This is a genomic window from Rhabdaerophilum sp. (genome assembly GCF_046092605.1).
GTDB lineage: Bacteria > Pseudomonadota > Alphaproteobacteria > Rhizobiales > Beijerinckiaceae > Rhabdaerophilum.
The window spans coordinates 23,784-38,407 of sequence record NZ_JBJTDY010000038.1 but is presented as its reverse complement, the minus strand read 5'-3'; the positions used below and the strand labels follow the sequence as shown (position 1 = coordinate 38,407).

16 protein-coding genes are annotated in these 14,624 nt (G+C 65.9%); 3 read left to right on the top strand and 13 right to left on the bottom strand.

Features of this window, described 5'->3' with window-relative positions:
• On the bottom strand, positions 1 to 809 hold an 809-nt coding region (locus ACKODO_RS03585; RefSeq protein ID WP_408982081.1), incomplete at its 3' end, for a Clp protease N-terminal domain-containing protein.
• A gap of 106 nt (positions 810 to 915) precedes the next feature.
• Between ACKODO_RS03585 and ACKODO_RS03580 the strand changes: the two genes are divergently transcribed.
• Positions 916 to 1,722, top strand: a complete 807-nt coding sequence (locus ACKODO_RS03580; RefSeq protein ID WP_408982080.1) for an MOSC domain-containing protein — start codon at positions 916 to 918, stop codon at positions 1,720 to 1,722.
• A gap of 52 nt (positions 1,723 to 1,774) precedes the next feature.
• On the opposite strand, the gene ACKODO_RS03575 is transcribed toward ACKODO_RS03580, so the two are convergent.
• The 5 genes from ACKODO_RS03575 to ACKODO_RS03555 form a co-directional block, all read right to left on the bottom strand.
• Positions 1,775 to 2,575, bottom strand: a complete 801-nt coding sequence (locus tag ACKODO_RS03575; protein ID WP_408982079.1) for a DUF4167 domain-containing protein — start codon at positions 2,573 to 2,575, stop codon at positions 1,775 to 1,777.
• Positions 2,576 to 2,874: 299 nt separating this feature from the next.
• Positions 2,875 to 3,735, bottom strand: a complete 861-nt coding sequence (prmC, locus tag ACKODO_RS03570; RefSeq protein WP_408982078.1) for a peptide chain release factor N(5)-glutamine methyltransferase — start codon at positions 3,733 to 3,735, stop codon at positions 2,875 to 2,877.
• Positions 3,732 to 4,817, bottom strand: coding sequence for a peptide chain release factor 1 (gene prfA / locus ACKODO_RS03565; protein ID WP_408982077.1), 1,086 nt, complete (start codon positions 4,815 to 4,817; stop codon positions 3,732 to 3,734). The genes prmC and prfA overlap by 4 nt, the downstream gene beginning before the upstream one ends.
• A 12-nt stretch (positions 4,818 to 4,829) precedes the next feature.
• Positions 4,830 to 7,100 carry a phosphoenolpyruvate--protein phosphotransferase gene (gene ptsP, locus ACKODO_RS03560; protein ID WP_408982076.1) on the bottom strand — a complete coding sequence of 757 codons (2,271 nt, stop codon included), beginning with the start codon at positions 7,098 to 7,100 and terminating at the stop codon, positions 4,830 to 4,832.
• A 135-nt stretch (positions 7,101 to 7,235) separates the two neighbouring features.
• The gene (locus ACKODO_RS03555; protein WP_408982075.1) at positions 7,236 to 8,474 is read right to left on the bottom strand and encodes an aspartate kinase; all 1,239 of its coding nucleotides are present in this window, start codon (positions 8,472 to 8,474) and stop codon (positions 7,236 to 7,238) included.
• Between the two features lie 145 nt (positions 8,475 to 8,619).
• Between ACKODO_RS03555 and ubiG the strand changes: the two genes are divergently transcribed.
• The gene (ubiG, locus tag ACKODO_RS03550; RefSeq protein WP_408982074.1) at positions 8,620 to 9,360 is read left to right on the top strand and encodes a bifunctional 2-polyprenyl-6-hydroxyphenol methylase/3-demethylubiquinol 3-O-methyltransferase UbiG; all 741 of its coding nucleotides are present in this window, start codon (positions 8,620 to 8,622) and stop codon (positions 9,358 to 9,360) included.
• Positions 9,361 to 9,457: 97 nt separating this feature from the next.
• Here ubiG and ACKODO_RS03545 read toward each other — a convergent pair whose 3' ends face one another.
• The 4 genes from ACKODO_RS03545 to ACKODO_RS03530 are packed head-to-tail and all read right to left on the bottom strand — an operon-like array spanning position 9,458 to position 11,815.
• The gene (locus ACKODO_RS03545; protein WP_408982073.1) at positions 9,458 to 9,889 is read right to left on the bottom strand and encodes a DUF1178 family protein; all 432 of its coding nucleotides are present in this window, start codon (positions 9,887 to 9,889) and stop codon (positions 9,458 to 9,460) included.
• Positions 9,886 to 10,734: a carbon-nitrogen hydrolase family protein gene (locus tag ACKODO_RS03540; protein WP_408982072.1), complete on the bottom strand. Its 849-nt coding sequence runs from the start codon at positions 10,732 to 10,734 to the stop codon at positions 9,886 to 9,888. Before ACKODO_RS03540 ends, ACKODO_RS03545 begins: the two co-directional genes overlap by 4 nt.
• A gap of 4 nt (positions 10,735 to 10,738) precedes the next feature.
• Positions 10,739 to 10,990, bottom strand: coding sequence for a glutaredoxin 3 (grxC, locus tag ACKODO_RS03535; protein ID WP_408982071.1), 252 nt, complete (start codon positions 10,988 to 10,990; stop codon positions 10,739 to 10,741).
• Positions 10,991 to 11,005: 15 nt separating this feature from the next.
• A complete protein-coding gene (locus ACKODO_RS03530; protein WP_408982070.1) occupies positions 11,006 to 11,815 on the bottom strand; it encodes a ComF family protein in 810 nt (269 codons plus the stop codon).
• Here ACKODO_RS03530 and ACKODO_RS03525 point away from each other — a divergent pair.
• Complete coding sequence (locus ACKODO_RS03525; RefSeq protein WP_408982069.1) at positions 11,814 to 12,716, top strand: methyltransferase domain-containing protein; 903 nt, start codon at positions 11,814 to 11,816, stop codon at positions 12,714 to 12,716. The genes ACKODO_RS03530 and ACKODO_RS03525 overlap by 2 nt on opposite strands.
• An 11-nt stretch (positions 12,717 to 12,727) precedes the next feature.
• On the opposite strand, the gene ACKODO_RS03520 is transcribed toward ACKODO_RS03525, so the two are convergent.
• The 3 genes from ACKODO_RS03520 to argJ are packed head-to-tail and all read right to left on the bottom strand — an operon-like array spanning position 12,728 to position 14,605.
• A complete protein-coding gene (locus ACKODO_RS03520) occupies positions 12,728 to 12,910 on the bottom strand; it encodes a Flp family type IVb pilin (protein WP_408982068.1) in 183 nt (60 codons plus the stop codon).
• Positions 12,911 to 12,959: 49 nt separating this feature from the next.
• A complete protein-coding gene (locus tag ACKODO_RS03515; protein WP_408982067.1) occupies positions 12,960 to 13,358 on the bottom strand; it encodes a (deoxy)nucleoside triphosphate pyrophosphohydrolase in 399 nt (132 codons plus the stop codon).
• Positions 13,355 to 14,605 (bottom strand): bifunctional glutamate N-acetyltransferase/amino-acid acetyltransferase ArgJ, encoded by a 1,251-nt coding sequence (gene argJ / locus ACKODO_RS03510; protein ID WP_408982066.1) that lies wholly within the window; start codon positions 14,603 to 14,605, stop codon positions 13,355 to 13,357. Before argJ ends, ACKODO_RS03515 begins: the two co-directional genes overlap by 4 nt.
• Positions 14,606 to 14,624: the final 19 nt, after the last annotated feature.

The window sequence follows — 14,624 nt, the reverse complement described above, 5'->3', positions numbered from 1 at the left end:
GACGCCGTGACTTCCGCGAGCACGGCCTTCAGCCGCTCCTCGAACTCGCCGCGATATTTCGCGCCGGCGATGAGCGAGCCCATGTCGAGCGCGAGCAAAGCCTTGTCCTTCAGGCTTTCGGGCACGTCGCCGTTGATGATGCGCAGGGCGAGGCCTTCGACGATGGCCGTCTTGCCCACGCCCGGCTCGCCGATCAGCACCGGGTTGTTCTTCGTGCGGCGCGAGAGCACCTGAATGGTGCGGCGGATTTCCTCGTCGCGGCCGATAACGGGATCGAGCTTGCCCGAACGTGCCGCTTCCGTGAGGTCGCGGGCATATTTCTTCAGCGCGTCATACTGGTTCTCGGCCGTGGCGCTGTCCGCCTTCCGGCCCTTGCGGATGGTCTCGATGGCGGCGTTCAGCTTCTGCGGCGTCACGCCCGCGCTGGCGAGCGCCTTGCCGGCGGCGTTCTCCTTCTCGAGCGCGAGGGCGAGGAGCAGACGCTCCACCGTCACGAAGCTGTCGCCGGCCTTTTCCGCGGCCTTCTCGGCGGTTTCGAACACACGCACGAGCGGCGGCGTGAGGTAGAGCCCACCCGAGCCACCCTCCACCTTCGGGGTCTTGGCCAGCACGGCCTCGACCGCGCGCCGCGCTTCGGCGGAACGGCCGCCCGCGGCATCGATCAGCCCGGCCGCGAGGCCCTGATCGTCATCGAGAAGCGCCTTCAGAACATGTTCCGGCGCGAATTGCTGGTGACCTTCCCGCAGCGCGATGGTCTGCGCGGCCTGCAGGAAACCTCTGGCGCGCTCGGTATATTTCTCGGTATTCATGCTCTTCCCTCATTTGGCGAAGTGGCGGCCGCCCCGCGATAGCAACGGCTGTTCTTCCGCAATGTAGGTGTGGCCAATCCGCAACAAAAGGGGCAGGATCAAAGGAATGTCGGAAATTGCCCAACCGCAGCTTGCCGCGCATCAAAATGATGGAGCGCGCCTCGCCGCTCTTTATCGCTACCCCGTGAAAGGCCTCTCGCCGGAGGCGATGTCCGAGGCCCATCTCACGGAAGACGAGCATTTTCCCGGAGACCGCCTGATGGCGATCGAGAACGGCCCCTCGGGGTTCGATCCCGCCGCGCCCGAGCATCTGCCGAAGCAGAAATTCCTGATGCTCATGCGCAACGAGAAGCTGGCGCGCATCGCGGCACGCTTCGAGGATGCCACGCGCCGGCTCACCCTCAGCCAGGGCGGCGGGGTGGTCGCGAGCGGCGTGGTGGATGAGGAAACGGGCCGCGCGGCCATCGAGCGCTTTTTCGAGAACTATATGGGCGATGAAATGCGCGGCCCGGCACGCCTGCTCGTCGCACCGCCGGGGCACCGCTTCATGGATTCGCGGCACGGCTTCCTCTCGATCATCAACCGCGCCAGCGTGGACGCGATTGCAAAACTCGCAAACCGCGCGAGCATCGATCCGCTGCGCTTCCGGGGCAACCTGCTGGTGGAGGGGCTTGCGCCCTGGGCCGAGTTCGATCTCGTGGGCCAGCGGGTGAAAATCGGAGAGGCCGAACTCGAAATCACACGGCGCATCGACCGATGCGCCGCCATCGACGTCGACCCGAAGGCGGGCCTCCGCGATACGCGGCTCGTGGCGTTGCTGGAGCAGAATCTCGCGCACCATGATTGCGGGGTCTATGCCCGCATCCTTCGCTCGGGTCTCATCCGGCCGGGCGATCCGCTGACCGTGCCCTGAGACGAAAAAGGGCGACCGGAGCCGCCCTCAATTCCTTGATTTTTCGAGTTATTCAGGCCTCGTTTTCACCTTCGCCGGCCAGCGCGCCCTCGGGGCGACCAGTCCGGCCGCGACGGCGGCGACGATGGCGGAACGGCCCGCGGCCGTCATCCCCCTCGCCCGCTTCGGGCGGACCATCGACATCGCCTTCCGGGCCGACCGCACGCACGGGCATGGTGAGGAAAGCCGGCAGATCCGGCTGATCGCCGGTGCCCTCGACCTCGACCGGCGGACGGCGCGGTTGCTGGAAGCGATCATTGTCGCGGAACCGGTTGCGATCGCGGTCGCGATCATGGCGGCCACCGCGACGATCCTCACGCGGAGGACGCGGCTGGAACCCACCCTCGCCAACCATGCGCGGCTGGGGCTGGCCTTCGCCGCCCTCGCCTTCGGCCGGCTGTTCGCCGGAAGCGAATTCGCCGCTCTGGCGCTCACCGCCGGAACCGTAGGAGGTGCCGCCATTCTGCTGTTGCATCGCCTGCGGCGAGCGGAAGGTGAAACGGTCCGAGGACGGGTCGAAATCGTCATCATCATCGTCGCGATCATCGGCCTGGCCGGAAAGCGCAGCCTGCTGGGCCTGCACGGCCGCGGCGATGAGGCGGTAATAATGCTCGGCATGCTGCAGATAGCTCTCCGCGGCCACCGGATCGCCGGAGAGATGCGCATCGCGGGCGAGCTGGGTGTATTTCTCGGCGATGTGCTGGGCCGTGCCGCGGACTTTCACATCCGGACCGTTCGATTCATACGAACGCGTCAACGGGTTGGGCCCGCGACGGTTGCGACCCCGCATGCGCTTGTTCTGTCCTGGTCTCATCCGTGTTTTTCTCGGCTGGCTCGGTTTACGGGCGGGCTTGGCGTTGCCTGGAGGCTGTCATCCGGGGAACAAATCCCCGCTCGTCGCGTCCGGCGCCCCGGAGGGAGCGCGGGCCTTGCGACAGGTCTTTCGGTCAAGGATCCCGGCGCCGCCGGCTCAATCAACGTGACGGAAAGAGGCGATGCTTGTCCCAGCTGCGTCGAGTCCAACCCCTGGATGACCCTGACGCGTGCACCACACGCTGCTTCCTTAGCGGCTCTTTCGCAGGGTTGCAAGCAAAGGCATCGGGCCCCTTCATTTCATCCCCGGCCAAGGAGATGTCGCGCATGCCCGGCAAGGTCATGCCGGATCGCCATAACCTGGAAACCAGCCGCCTCCATCAGGGCAATCACGCTTTCGGATTGCCCCGCTCCCAGTTCGACGCCCAGCCAGCCGCCGGGCATGAGAAAGGCGCGCGCCTCGCCCGCGATGCGCCGGTAGAAGGCGAGGCCATCCGCCCCCCCATCGAGCGCGAGGGGGGGATCGAAATCCCGCACCGCCGGTTCGAGACCCGCGAGATCGGCGCTGGGGATGTAGGGTGGGTTGGAGAGGATGGCGTCGAACGGCCCGGCGAGCCCCGCGAACAGATCACCGTGATGGAAAGCCACCCGGCCAGCCACGCCCAAGGCTTCCGCATTCCCCCCCGCCACCGCAAGCGCTGCGGGCGAGAGATCCACCGCCACGCCGGTCGCCTCGGGGATTTCGGCCAGCAATGTGAGGATGATCGCGCCCGAACCCGTGCCAAGGTCGAGCAGGCGCGGCGCCCGCTGCCCCGCCAGGCGCTTCAGCATCTCCTCCACCAGCAATTCGGTCTCGGGCCGGGGGTCGAGCACATCCGGCGTCACGCGGAAATCGCGACCGCAGAAGCTGCGTCGCCCCGCGATTCGTGTCAGCGGTTCGCCCTTGAGCGCCCGCGACAGGGCCGGACCGAGACGCTCCGCCGTTTCGCCGATCAGGCGATCCGGGTGAAGAAAGAGTTCACCGGGCTCCACGCGGAGGGCATCCGCCAGAAGCCGGCGCGCCATGAGGCGGCAATCCTCGAAACCCGCCTTGCCGAAGGCGGTCGCGAGCAAATCCCCCGCTTCAGCGCGCCGCATCTCGGGCCGGAACGCCCCGCTCATGCCTCTTCCCCGGCGAGCAGACGCGCCTGATGCTCGGTGATCAGCGCCTCGATCAATTCCTCAAGCCCGCTGCCTTCCAGGATCGCCTCGATCTTGTAGAGCGTGAGGTTGATGCGGTGGTCGGTCACGCGACCTTGCGGGAAACTGTAGGTGCGGATGCGCTCGGAACGATCACCCGAGCCGATCTGGTCCTTGCGGGCAGCCGCGCGAGCCTTGGCGAGGCGCTGGCGCTCCATGTCGAAGAGGCGCGTGCGCAGGATATCCATGGCCCGCGCCCGGTTTTTATGCTGGGAGCGCTCCTCCTGCACCAGAACCGCAAGGCCGGACGGGATATGCGTGATGCGGATGGCCGATTCGGTCTTGTTGACGTGCTGGCCGCCGGCCCCCTGCGAGCGCATGGTCTCCATGCGAAGGTCCGCCTCGTTGATCGAGACATCCACCTCTTCGGCGAGCGGCAGCACGGCGACCGTGGCGGCGGAAGTGTGGATGCGTCCCTGCGCTTCGGTTTCGGGCACGCGCTGCACGCGATGCACGCCGGATTCGAATTTCAGCCGGGCGAAGACACCCTCGCCATGGATTTCCGCGATGATTTCCTTGAAGCCGCCCATCGCACCTTCATTGGCCGAAAGCACCTCGACCTTCCAGCCCTTCAATTCGGCATAGCGCTGGTACATGCGGAAGAGATTGCCGGCGAAGAGCGAGGCTTCATCGCCGCCCGTGCCCGCGCGCACCTCCAGAATGACCGAGCGGTCATCGGCGGAATCGCGCGGGAGCAGGCCAAGGCGGATCACCTGCACGAGTCGCTCGTGCTCGGCCTCCAGCATGGCCAGTTCCTCCTCGGCCATCGCGCGCATCCCGGCATCTGTCGCGGCATCGGCCAGCATCTCGCGGGTGGCGGCGAGATCGGCCACGACACGCCGCTCGGCGGCGATCGCCTGCACGAGAGGGCCAAGCGCGGCAATTTCCTTCGAGAGCGCGACGATGCTCGTGGCGTCGGCGGTGGCGGCGAGCCGCGCTTCCAGATCGGCATGCTTGGCCGAAATGGCATCGAGCTTCTCGCGGGGGAGAATGATGTCGCTCATGGAAAAGGCCGGCTACGAGGCCAGCTCGCCTTTCGGCACGAAGGGTTTCAGCTTCTGGCGCAGCGCCGGCGCATCGAGCCCCACCGCCAATGCCTCGCGCACCAGCGGTTCCACCGCCGTGATCTCCAACCCCTGCAACATGGCCTTGAACGGCCCGATGCCCGAGGGTGAGACCGAGAACGACCGGAAGCCGAGCGCGATCAGCGCCAGAGCCTCCGCTGGTCGCCCCGCGATTTCGCCGCAGATCGAAACCGGCATGCCCGTGGCCTTCGCCTTGTCTGCCACCTTGCAAAGCGCGCGCAGGAAGGAGGGGTGCAGCGCATCAAACCGGTTTGAGACCATCGCATTATCGCGATCGACCGCGAACATGAACTGCATCAGGTCATTCGTGCCGATGGAGATGAAATCGGCTTTCTCGAAGACGCGATCAAGATCGAAGAGCAGCGAGGGCACTTCGAGCATCACGCCGAGTTGAACGGTCTTCGGCCCTGGCTGGCCGAGGCGGCGCTGCCGTTCGCGCTCACGGCCGAGCATGGCCTTGGCGGCATCAAGCTCCTCCACCACCGAAACCATCGGCAGCATGATCCGCAGGTCGCGATCCTTCGCGGCGGCGAGCAGCGCGCGAAGCTGCGTGCGCAGCAAAGCGGGCCGATCCAGCCCGATGCGCACCGCGCGCCAGCCAAGCGCGGGGTTTTCTTCCTCGAGTTGCTTCAGGTAGGGCAGCACCTTGTCGCCGCCGATATCAAGCGTGCGGAAGGTGACCGGGCGCCGCCCGGCAATATCGATGATCGAACGATAGAGTGCTTCCTGTGCCTGCGCACGCGGCAGCGAAGACGCGACCATGAACAGGATTTCCGTGCGGAAAAGCCCGATGCCGCTGGCGCCCGTCTCATCGAGATTCGCCATGTCGATCAGGAGGCCGGCATTCATCTGCAGGTCGATCGAAACGCCGTCCTTCGTGCGCGCGGGCTGATTGCGCAGGGCCCGATACTGCTCCTGGCGGCGCGCGCGCAGGCGGGCCTTCTCGGCATAGGCGGATTGCACATCGGGCGAAGGGCGCAACTGCACCTCGCCCGCGGTCCCATCAACGATGATCGCGTCGCCCTGCTCCACAAGGCCGACAATCCGTTCGACACGACCGACCGTGGGGATACCGAGAGCGCGCGCGACAATCGCCACATGGCTCGTGGAGCCGCCCTCCTCCAGCACGAGGCCCCGCAGGCGCTGGCGCTGGTAATCGAGAAGCGCGGCCGGGCCCATCGCACGCGCCACGAGAATGGCATTCTCCGGCAACTTGTCCGCCGGCAGGGTGAAGGCCGCGCCCGTGAGTTCATGCAGCAGGCGGTTCGCGAGATCATCGAGATCGTGAAGGCGCTCGCGCAGGTAGGGGTCGGTCTGGCGCAGCAGGCGCGCGCGGGCATCGGATTGCACGCGCTCCACCGCCGCTTCCGCCGTGAGGCCGGTATTGATCGCCTCCTGCAGCCGCCGGATCCAGCCGCGATCATGCGCGAACATCCGGAAGGTTTCGAGCACATCGCGATGCTCGCCCGCTCCACCCAGCGAACCGCCCTCCATCAGGTCGTCGATGGAAGCGCGCATCTTCTCCATCGCGGCATGGAGGCGGCGTAGCTCCTCCTGCGGATCATCCGCGACGAGGTTCCTGATCTCGATGCGCGGCTCGTGGAGCACCGCATGGCCCAGGCCCACGCCTTCCGCGATGGATTGGCCGGAGAGCGTCAGCGCCCGGCGAATGGCCGTGCCGCCCGAGCCGGGGCGCGCGAGCGCTTCGAGTTCTCCGCCCGCCACCAATTCCGCAAGGATCATCGCGGTCGTCTGCAGCGCTTCCATTTCCTCTTCGGAATAGGCGCGCTTGGCGCGGTTCTGCACCACAAGAACGCCGAGCGTGTTGCCCGCCCGCAGGATGGGCACACCCGCGAAGGAGGCGTAGTTTTCCTCGCCCGTTTCCGGCTTGTAGGAGAAGGCAGGGTGGTTCTGCGCATCGGCCAGCGCCAGTGGCTCCGCTTCGCGGGCGATCAGGCCGACAAGGCCCTCATCCGCGCGCATGGTGGTGAGGTGAACCGCCTCGCGATTGAGGCCCTCGGTCGCGTAGAGTTCAAGCGCGCCATCCGCCCGCTTCACATAAACCGAGCACACCTCTGCCACCATGTTGGAGGCGATGAGGACGACGATCTTGTCGAGCCGCGCCTGCGCGCTCATCTGCTCCGACATCACCTCGCGGAGGCGACGCAGCAGCAGGCGAGGTCCGCCGAGCGCTTGACGCATGTCTCACGATCTCCCTGCCGGATCGGAAGGCGGCACGCGATTCCGCCCGACCCCTGAAACGAGCTACAACGCCCGGGCCAAGGCATGCAAGCTTTCAAGCGCCCCGGGGACGGAAAAGGCCAGGATAGCGGGCCTTCAGGCCGCGTCGAGGCCGTAAAGCGAGTGTAAGGTGCGCACCGCCAGTTCTGTATAGGCTTGATCGATCAGCACCGAGAACTTGATCTCGCTGGTGGTGATGGCCCGGATATTGATGCCACGATCGGCGAGCGCCTTGAAGGCCTTCGCGGCGACGCCCGCATGCGAACGCATGCCGACACCAATCGCCGAGACTTTTGCCACATCCTGCGCTCCCTCGATGGAGGGGTAGCCGATAATGTCCTTCTCCTTGGCGAGAACCGCCATGGCGCGGGTGTAATCCGCCGATGGCACGGTGAAGGTGATGTCGGTGGTTTTCCCATCGGGCGAGATGTTCTGGACGATCATGTCCACGACGACATTCGCATCGGCGAGCGGGGTGAAGACGGCCGCCGCCACGCCGGGCTTGTCCGGCACGTTGCGGAGCGTGATCTGCGCCTCATCCTTCGAATAGGCGATACCGGTAACGACTTGGCTTTCCACGATTTCCTCCTCGCCGCAGATCAGCGTGCCAGGCTTGGGATTGTTCGGATCATCAAAGGACGAGCGGACGAATGTGCGCACATTATGCACCATCGCCACTTCCACGGAACGGACTTGCAGCACCTTCGCGCCGGCGGAAGCGAGTTCCAGCATCTCCTCGAAGGAGACGCGATCCAGCCTCTGCGCCTTCGGCACGATGCGCGGATCAGTGGTGTAGACCCCGTCGACATCGGTGTAGATATCGCAGCGATCAGCCCCGATGCCAGCGGCCAAGGCCACCGCCGAGGTATCCGAGCCGCCGCGGCCAAGCGTGGTGAGCCGCCCCGTGGGCGGATGGATGCCCTGGAAGCCCGCGACCACCGCCACTTCCCTGCGCTCCTCGAAACCCTTCAGGATGCCCGCGCCGCCAATGCCGGTGATGCGTGCGGCGCCATGGGCGGCATCGGTTTCCACCGGAACCTGCCAGCCCTGCCACGACCGGGCGGGAATGCCGATTTCCTGAAGCGCGATCGCGAGGAGGCCGGTCGTCACCTGCTCGCCCGAGGCGACCACAGCATCATATTCGCGCTGGTCGTGAAGGGGCGCGGCTTCCTTGCACCAGGCAACCAGTTCATTCGTCTTGCCGGACATGGCGGAGACCACGACGGCCACGTGGAATCCCGCCTCGACCTCGCGTTTCACGTGGCGAGCAACATTCTTGATGCGCTCCACATTGGCGACCGAGGTGCCGCCGAATTTCATGACAAGACGAGGCATAGGCTTGAACCCGCACCTTCGCGAAATGGTTTCAACAAGGGTTGGCCGGGGCTATAGAGAGGGGGTGCGGCGAGGTCAATGCAGGCAGGAGCGAAAGCACTCAGCCGGTCACATTCCCCTCGCCCCGGAAAGAAGGACACAAGACATGAGCCGCGACGCCGCCTGGCGCGACGAAAGCGAAATCGCCCGTTTCAATGCCATGGCCCGGCAATGGTGGGACCCCAACGGCCCCATGAAGCCCTTGCATCGGCTGAACCCCACGCGCCTCGCTTTCTTCCGCGCCGAAGCCGCGCGCCATTTCGGCCGAGATGCGCGCAGCCTTCGGCCTTTCGAGGGGCTGAGCCTGCTCGATATCGGCTGCGGGGCGGGCCTGGTGACCGAGCCGATGGCCCGCATGGGCTTTGATGTCTCCGGCATCGACCCGGCGGAGGAGAACATCGCCATCGCCGGGGATCACGCCGCGAAAGGCGGGCTCTCCATCCGCTACCGCGCGATGACCGTGGAAGCGCTGCCGGCCGATGAACGCCATGATGTCGTGACTTTGCTCGAAGTGGTGGAGCATGTGCCCGATGTTGGCGCCATGGTGGCGGCGGCGGCAAAGCACCTGAAGCCCGGCGGACTTTTCATCGGTTCCACGATCAACCGCACGCTGAAGGCCTTTGGGCTCGCCATTCTCGGTGCGGAATATGTGCTGCGCTGGGTGCCCAGGGGCACGCATTCCTACGAAAAATTCGTGACGCCCGACGAGTTCGAGGATCACCTCGCGGCAGCCGGGCTGGAGCCGATGACGCGGCAGGGCATGGTGTTCAACCCGCTCACGAACCAGTGGCTGCTCGCGAACGACACGGATGTGAATTACTTCGTGACCGCGCGGAAGCCGGGCTAGGGTGTCATGGCCGGATGTGTTCCGGCCAACCCTGTCTTCGAAAAAGCGTCGGAAGTCGTGGATGCAAGGGCCAAGCCCGTGCATGACAGCGCGCGGCTCAATTCCGCTCGTCCGGCAGCACGGGGATCGGCGCGATCTCGATGCCCTCCTCCGCGAGTTCCTTCACTTCGGAAAAGGTGGCCTCGCCATAGATCGCGCGCTCTTCGGTCTCGCCATAATGGATCTTGCGCGCCTCCTCGGCGAATTTGTCGCCTACGGCTTCGGCATTCTCCTCGATGAACTGGCGATAGGCACGGAACATCTGGCGCATGGCGGCATCGCGCGGGTCCGCGAGCGCGACCGGGCGCTTCGCCTGCGGCTCCTCGCGCACGCGAACCGCCGGCGCCATGATCTGCTTTTCGACCTTGGCCGAGCCGCAATGCGGGCAGACAACGAAGCCGCGCTTGGCTTGGCTGTCGTAATCCCCGGACGAGCGGAACCAGCTTTCGAAAGCGTGCCCCGCCTCGCAGGCCAAAGCGTAGCGGATCATTCCGCCGCCTCCCGTGCTCCCTCCCCGATCGTGGTGACGGTGATGGCGCGCGTATGCTTCAGCGTGGGGATGCGCCCGCGCGCATCGGCCACCCTCGCAAGGTCGATCTCGGCGAGGATCACGCCCGGCGCATCTTCCGCCTCCGCGAGCACCCGGCCCCACGGATCGACGATGATCGAATGGCCGAAGGTCTCGCGGCCATCCTCATGCGTGCCGCCTTGCGCGGCGGATATCATGAAGGAGCCGGTCTCGATGGCGCGGGCGCGTTGCAGCACCACCCAATGCGCCTCGCCGGTCTGCTTCGTGAAGCAGGCCGGTGCTGTGAGAATATCCGCGCCCGCTTCGGCCATCGCGCGGAAAAGGTAGGGGAAACGCAAATCGTAGCAGATGCCCATGCCGAGTTTCGCGCCGTTCACCGGTGCCACAACCGCACAGGCGCCCGCAGTGTAGGTGGCACTCTCGCGCCAGGTCTCGCCATTGGGCAGGTCCACATCGAAGAGGTGAAGCTTGTCGTAGCGCGCGACGAGCCCGCCATCCGGCCCGATCAGGAAGGCGCGGTTCGCGATCTTCTCGCCTTCGCGGATGGCGAGCGAACCCAGATGGATCGTCACCTTCGCTTCCGCCGCGAGCTTGCGCGCCGCCGCGAGAAACGGATCGGCCTCCTCGGTTGCGATCTTCGCGAAGAGGTCGGCGCGCGACCGCTCGACGAGGTTTGACATTTCCGGGCTTTGCAGGAAGCTCGCCCCCTTCGAGACGGCCTCGCCGGCAAGCGCAAGAAAATCGGCGATGTTCCGCTCTACGGAGCGGGTGGAACGCATCTGCAGGCAGGCAGCAACAAAGCTCATGGCATCACCCCTGAAGCAGCGGGTCGAGCCCGCCCCCGGCATCCAGTGCGTGGAGATCATCACAGCCGCCGACATGCTTCCCGCCGATGAAGATCTGCGGCACGGTGGAGCGCCCGGCCTTCTGGGCCATGGCGCGCTGGTCGGCGGGATTGCTCACGTCGATCTCGGTGAAGCGGGCGCCCTTCTTCGTCAGCAGCGCCTTCGCACGGATACAATACGGGCAGGTCGGCTTCGTGTAGATGGTGATCTCGGGCATCATCACTCCATGGCCTCACGCACCGTCCGGCACGAGCGTGAAGGTCAGAACATCAATGCGGGCGGCACCCGCTTGCCGCAAGATATGGGCACAGGCGTTCAAAGTCGAACCCGTCGTGCGCACATCGTCGATCACGAGACAGTGACGGCCTTCCACAACCGCTTTTTGCCCCGGCTCGATGCGGAAGGCCCCCGCAAGATTGCTGCGGCGTTCGTTGCGCGAAAGGCCCACCTGAGGCGGCGTCCGCTTCACGCGGCGCAGGGTTTCGAGCAGCACGGGTTTCCCCGCCAGCAGGCCGATCTCGTTCGCGAGCAGGGCCGCCTGATTGTAGCGCCGCTGCCAGAGCCGCCCGCGATGCATCGGCACGGGAACCAGCACATCGGCGCAGGCGAGAAGCGGCCCGCCGGCCTGCACCATCATCCGCGCCATGGCGCGGGCAAGATCGAGCCGCTCGCCATATTTCAGACGCGCGACCATGGCCTTCGCGGCACCCTCGTGGATCGCCACCGCGCGGGCGCAATCAAAGCGCGGCGGATCGGCGATCGCTGCGGGCGAAAGCATGCCCGGCCCGAAATCATGCGCGAAGGGCGTGCCGAGCCGGGCGCAAACGGGGTCGGAAATGAAGGGAATGCCCGCCCAGCAGGTTGAGCAGAGCGCATGCGGCTCTCCGGTCGCGCTGTTGCAGGCGATGCATTGCGGCGGATAGACGATCCCGAGGGCGCCGCGGCCGAACCGTGCGAACAGGCGCGCAATGCTGTGGAACGCGCGCGGAGGCGCATCTGTGCTATCTTCGGCAGAATCAGGTTCAGGAGCGATCACGCGCATGGACTCACCGATTGCCGAGGTTCCCCAACTCTTCGACGAGGTCAAGGCTCGCACGGCCATCCAGCGTGCGGCAAGGCAGGGCGCGGCCACTTTCCTGCTGGAACGCGCGCAGATCGACCTGATCGAGCGGCTCGAGACCGTTCTTCGCAGCTTCGATCCTGCGCTGGATCTCGGCACGCCCGGCGGGCTCTTCGCCACGGCGCTGAAGCGCGCCGGGCGGGTTTGCGGGATCGACCATGTGGGCGAAGTGGCGCCGGGCGATCCATCCATCGCCTATCGCAGGATCGACGGGCCGGATCTGAAGCTGGAGGCAGGCCGCTATGGGCTCATCGTCTCCGGCCTCTGGCTTCAGCGTGTGAATGATGTGCCGGGCATTCTCGCGCAGGTCAGGCGCGCGCTGAAGCCCGATGGCCTGTTTCTCGCGGCCTTTGTGGGCGGCGACAGCCTCGCGGAACTGCGTGATTGCCTGCTGACGGCTGAAAGCGAAATCACCGGCTCGGCTGCGCTTCGGGTCTTTCCCTTCGTGGATGTGCGCGCGGCCGGGCAATTGCTTCAGCGCGCCGGCCTCGCGCTTCCCGTCACCGACAGCGAGAAGCTGACGATCCGCTATGGCAGCTTCTTCGCGCTGGCCGCGGAATGGCGCGCCATGGCCTCCAGTGCGAGCCTGCTCCGGCGGCCGGGCACGCCACCTCTGACGCGCCGGGTCCTGTTTCGTGCCGCCGAACTCTATGCCGAGCGCCATGCCGACGCGGATGGTCGCCTTCGGGCAAATGTAGAGATTGTCTGGATGTCGGGCTGGGCGCCGCATGAAAGCCAGCAGAAGCCGTTGAAACCAGGCTCCGCAAAGGCGCGATTGGAAGATGCGCTGGCCGATATTGCCAGCAGCAAGAAGTTCGACTGACAATCTTCAGGTCACGGCGCCTTCACGGCATTCTGGATGACCTCGCCGGCATTCGTCCAGGAGGCCATGAAACCTCCATAAAAGCTCGGCCACCCCGCCAGCAATGCGGTGCACAGCATCACGGCGATGAGCGTATACTCGATTGCGGTCGCTCCCCGCTCGTCTTGCACAAAGGCTTTAAGAACCTGCTTCATTGTCCTGCGATTCCCGATCCGGCCACCCCGCTGCATCAGGAGGGGACGCCTAAAGAAGATCACGAAGCATCGGGATCAGCGGCTCATCGGCCGCGGGCATCGGAAATTCCCGAAGCCGCATCGGCTCGACCCATCGCAAGGCCTGGTGCTCCATCGCCTGCGGAACTCCTTCCCATCTGCGACAGATGAACAATGGCATGAGCAAGTGAAAATCCGGATAACGATAGCTGGAAAATGTGAGTGGTGCGAGGCAGGGTTCCTTGACGCTGATCGCCAGCTCCTCGCGGAGTTCGCGGATCAGGGTTTCCTCCGGCCGCTCGCCGGTCTCCACCTTGCCGCCAGGGAATTCCCACAGGCCCGACAGCTGCTTGCCCTCCGGCCGCTGCGCGATCAGCACGCGGCGATCCGCATCGACCAGCGCGACGGCCGCGACGAGCAGCAGCTTCACGAGCGGTAATCCCCGTTGATCTCGACATAAGCCTTGGTGAGATCGCAGGTATAGGCAACGGCCTTGCCGCGCCCCATGCCCAGCGACACCGTGATGTCGATCGCCTCGCCCTTCATGTAGGCCGAGGTCGCCGCCTCGCTGTAAGCGGGGTCACGCGCGCCCTCATGGGCCACCCGGATATCGCCGAAGGAAATCGAGATACGATCGCGATCGGCCGGCTCGCCCGCCTTGCCGACGGCCATCACGATGCGACCCCAATTCGCATCCTCGCCGGCAACCGCCGTCTTCACGAGCGGGGAATTGGCGATGGACATGGCGATTTTCTTCGCCGAGCGGGCGGAAATCGCGCCTTCCACCTTCACGGTGATCAGCTTGCGCGCGCCTTCGCCATCGCGCGCGACCTGCACCGCGAGATCGAGCAGCAGCGCGTTGAGCGCCCGCCTGAAGCTCGAGAGCCTGGGATCCTTCGCATCGGTGATTTCCGCCTGGCCCCGGGCGGCAGCCTTGCCGGTGGCGAACAGCAGCAGGGTGTCGGAAGTGGATGTGTCGCTGTCCACGGTCACCGCATTGAAGCTCGGGCCGACACCCTTCGAGAGCAGGGCCTGCAGCGGCTTCGGAGCGATCGCGGCATCGGTGAAGACGAAGGAGAGCATCGTCGCCATGTCCGGCGCGATCATGCCCGCGCCCTTGGCGATGCCTGAGATGGTCACGGGCAACCCGTCGATCTTCGCCTTGCGGGTCGCGACCTTGGGGAAGGTGTCGGTGGTCATGATGGCCCTCGCGGCCTCGAGGAAGGCGGTTGCGCTCACGCGGCCCGCGCAATCCGCCAGCACGCCTTCGAATTTCGTGGCATCGAGTGGCTCGCCGATCACGCCGGTCGAGGCGAGCGCCACTTCCTCCGGCTTGCAGCCCAGGGCCTTCGCCGCGATCCTCGCCGTCAGCGCCACCGCCTCGCGGCCCTTGAGGCCCGTAAAGGCATTGGCATTGCCGGAATTGACGACGAGCCCCTGCGCGCGCCCTCCTGCAAGGATCGAGCGGCACCAGTCCACGGGCGCCGAAGGGCATTTCGAACGGGTGAAGACACCGGCCATGGCCGTGCCTTTTTCGAGGCGCGCGAGAAGCACATCCGTGCGGCCCCTGTAGCGGATTCCGGCTTCCGCCGTGGCGAAGGCCACGCCGTCCACCGCCGGCATCTTCGGATATTTCTTCGGCGCGAGCGGGGAAACGGGGACGGATTTGCCGGCCATGGGGCATGCCTCTTCACAA

Bases quoted from the DNA above. Each gene is read 5' to 3' on its own strand.
- ACKODO_RS03580 (WP_408982080.1), top strand. From the start codon at position 916: ATGTCGGAAATTGCCCAACCGCAGCTTGCCGCGCATCAAAATGATGGA.
- ACKODO_RS03575 (WP_408982079.1), bottom strand. From the start codon at position 2,575: ATGAGACCAGGACAGAACAAGCGCATGCGGGGTCGCAACCGTCGCGGG.
- prmC (WP_408982078.1), bottom strand. From the start codon at position 3,735: ATGAGCGGGGCGTTCCGGCCCGAGATGCGGCGCGCTGAAGCGGGGGAT.
- prfA (WP_408982077.1), bottom strand. From the start codon at position 4,817: ATGAGCGACATCATTCTCCCCCGCGAGAAGCTCGATGCCATTTCGGCC.
- ptsP (WP_408982076.1), bottom strand. From the start codon at position 7,100: ATGCGTCAAGCGCTCGGCGGACCTCGCCTGCTGCTGCGTCGCCTCCGC.
- ACKODO_RS03555 (WP_408982075.1), bottom strand. From the start codon at position 8,474: ATGCCTCGTCTTGTCATGAAATTCGGCGGCACCTCGGTCGCCAATGTG.
- ubiG (WP_408982074.1), top strand. From the start codon at position 8,620: ATGAGCCGCGACGCCGCCTGGCGCGACGAAAGCGAAATCGCCCGTTTC.
- ACKODO_RS03545 (WP_408982073.1), bottom strand. From the start codon at position 9,889: ATGATCCGCTACGCTTTGGCCTGCGAGGCGGGGCACGCTTTCGAAAGC.
- ACKODO_RS03540 (WP_408982072.1), bottom strand. From the start codon at position 10,734: ATGAGCTTTGTTGCTGCCTGCCTGCAGATGCGTTCCACCCGCTCCGTA.
- grxC (WP_408982071.1), bottom strand. From the start codon at position 10,990: ATGCCCGAGATCACCATCTACACGAAGCCGACCTGCCCGTATTGTATC.
- ACKODO_RS03525 (WP_408982069.1), top strand. From the start codon at position 11,814: ATGGACTCACCGATTGCCGAGGTTCCCCAACTCTTCGACGAGGTCAAG.
- ACKODO_RS03530 (WP_408982070.1), bottom strand. From the start codon at position 11,815: ATGCGCGTGATCGCTCCTGAACCTGATTCTGCCGAAGATAGCACAGAT.
- ACKODO_RS03520 (WP_408982068.1), bottom strand. From the start codon at position 12,910: ATGAAGCAGGTTCTTAAAGCCTTTGTGCAAGACGAGCGGGGAGCGACC.
- argJ (WP_408982066.1), bottom strand. From the start codon at position 14,605: ATGGCCGGCAAATCCGTCCCCGTTTCCCCGCTCGCGCCGAAGAAATAT.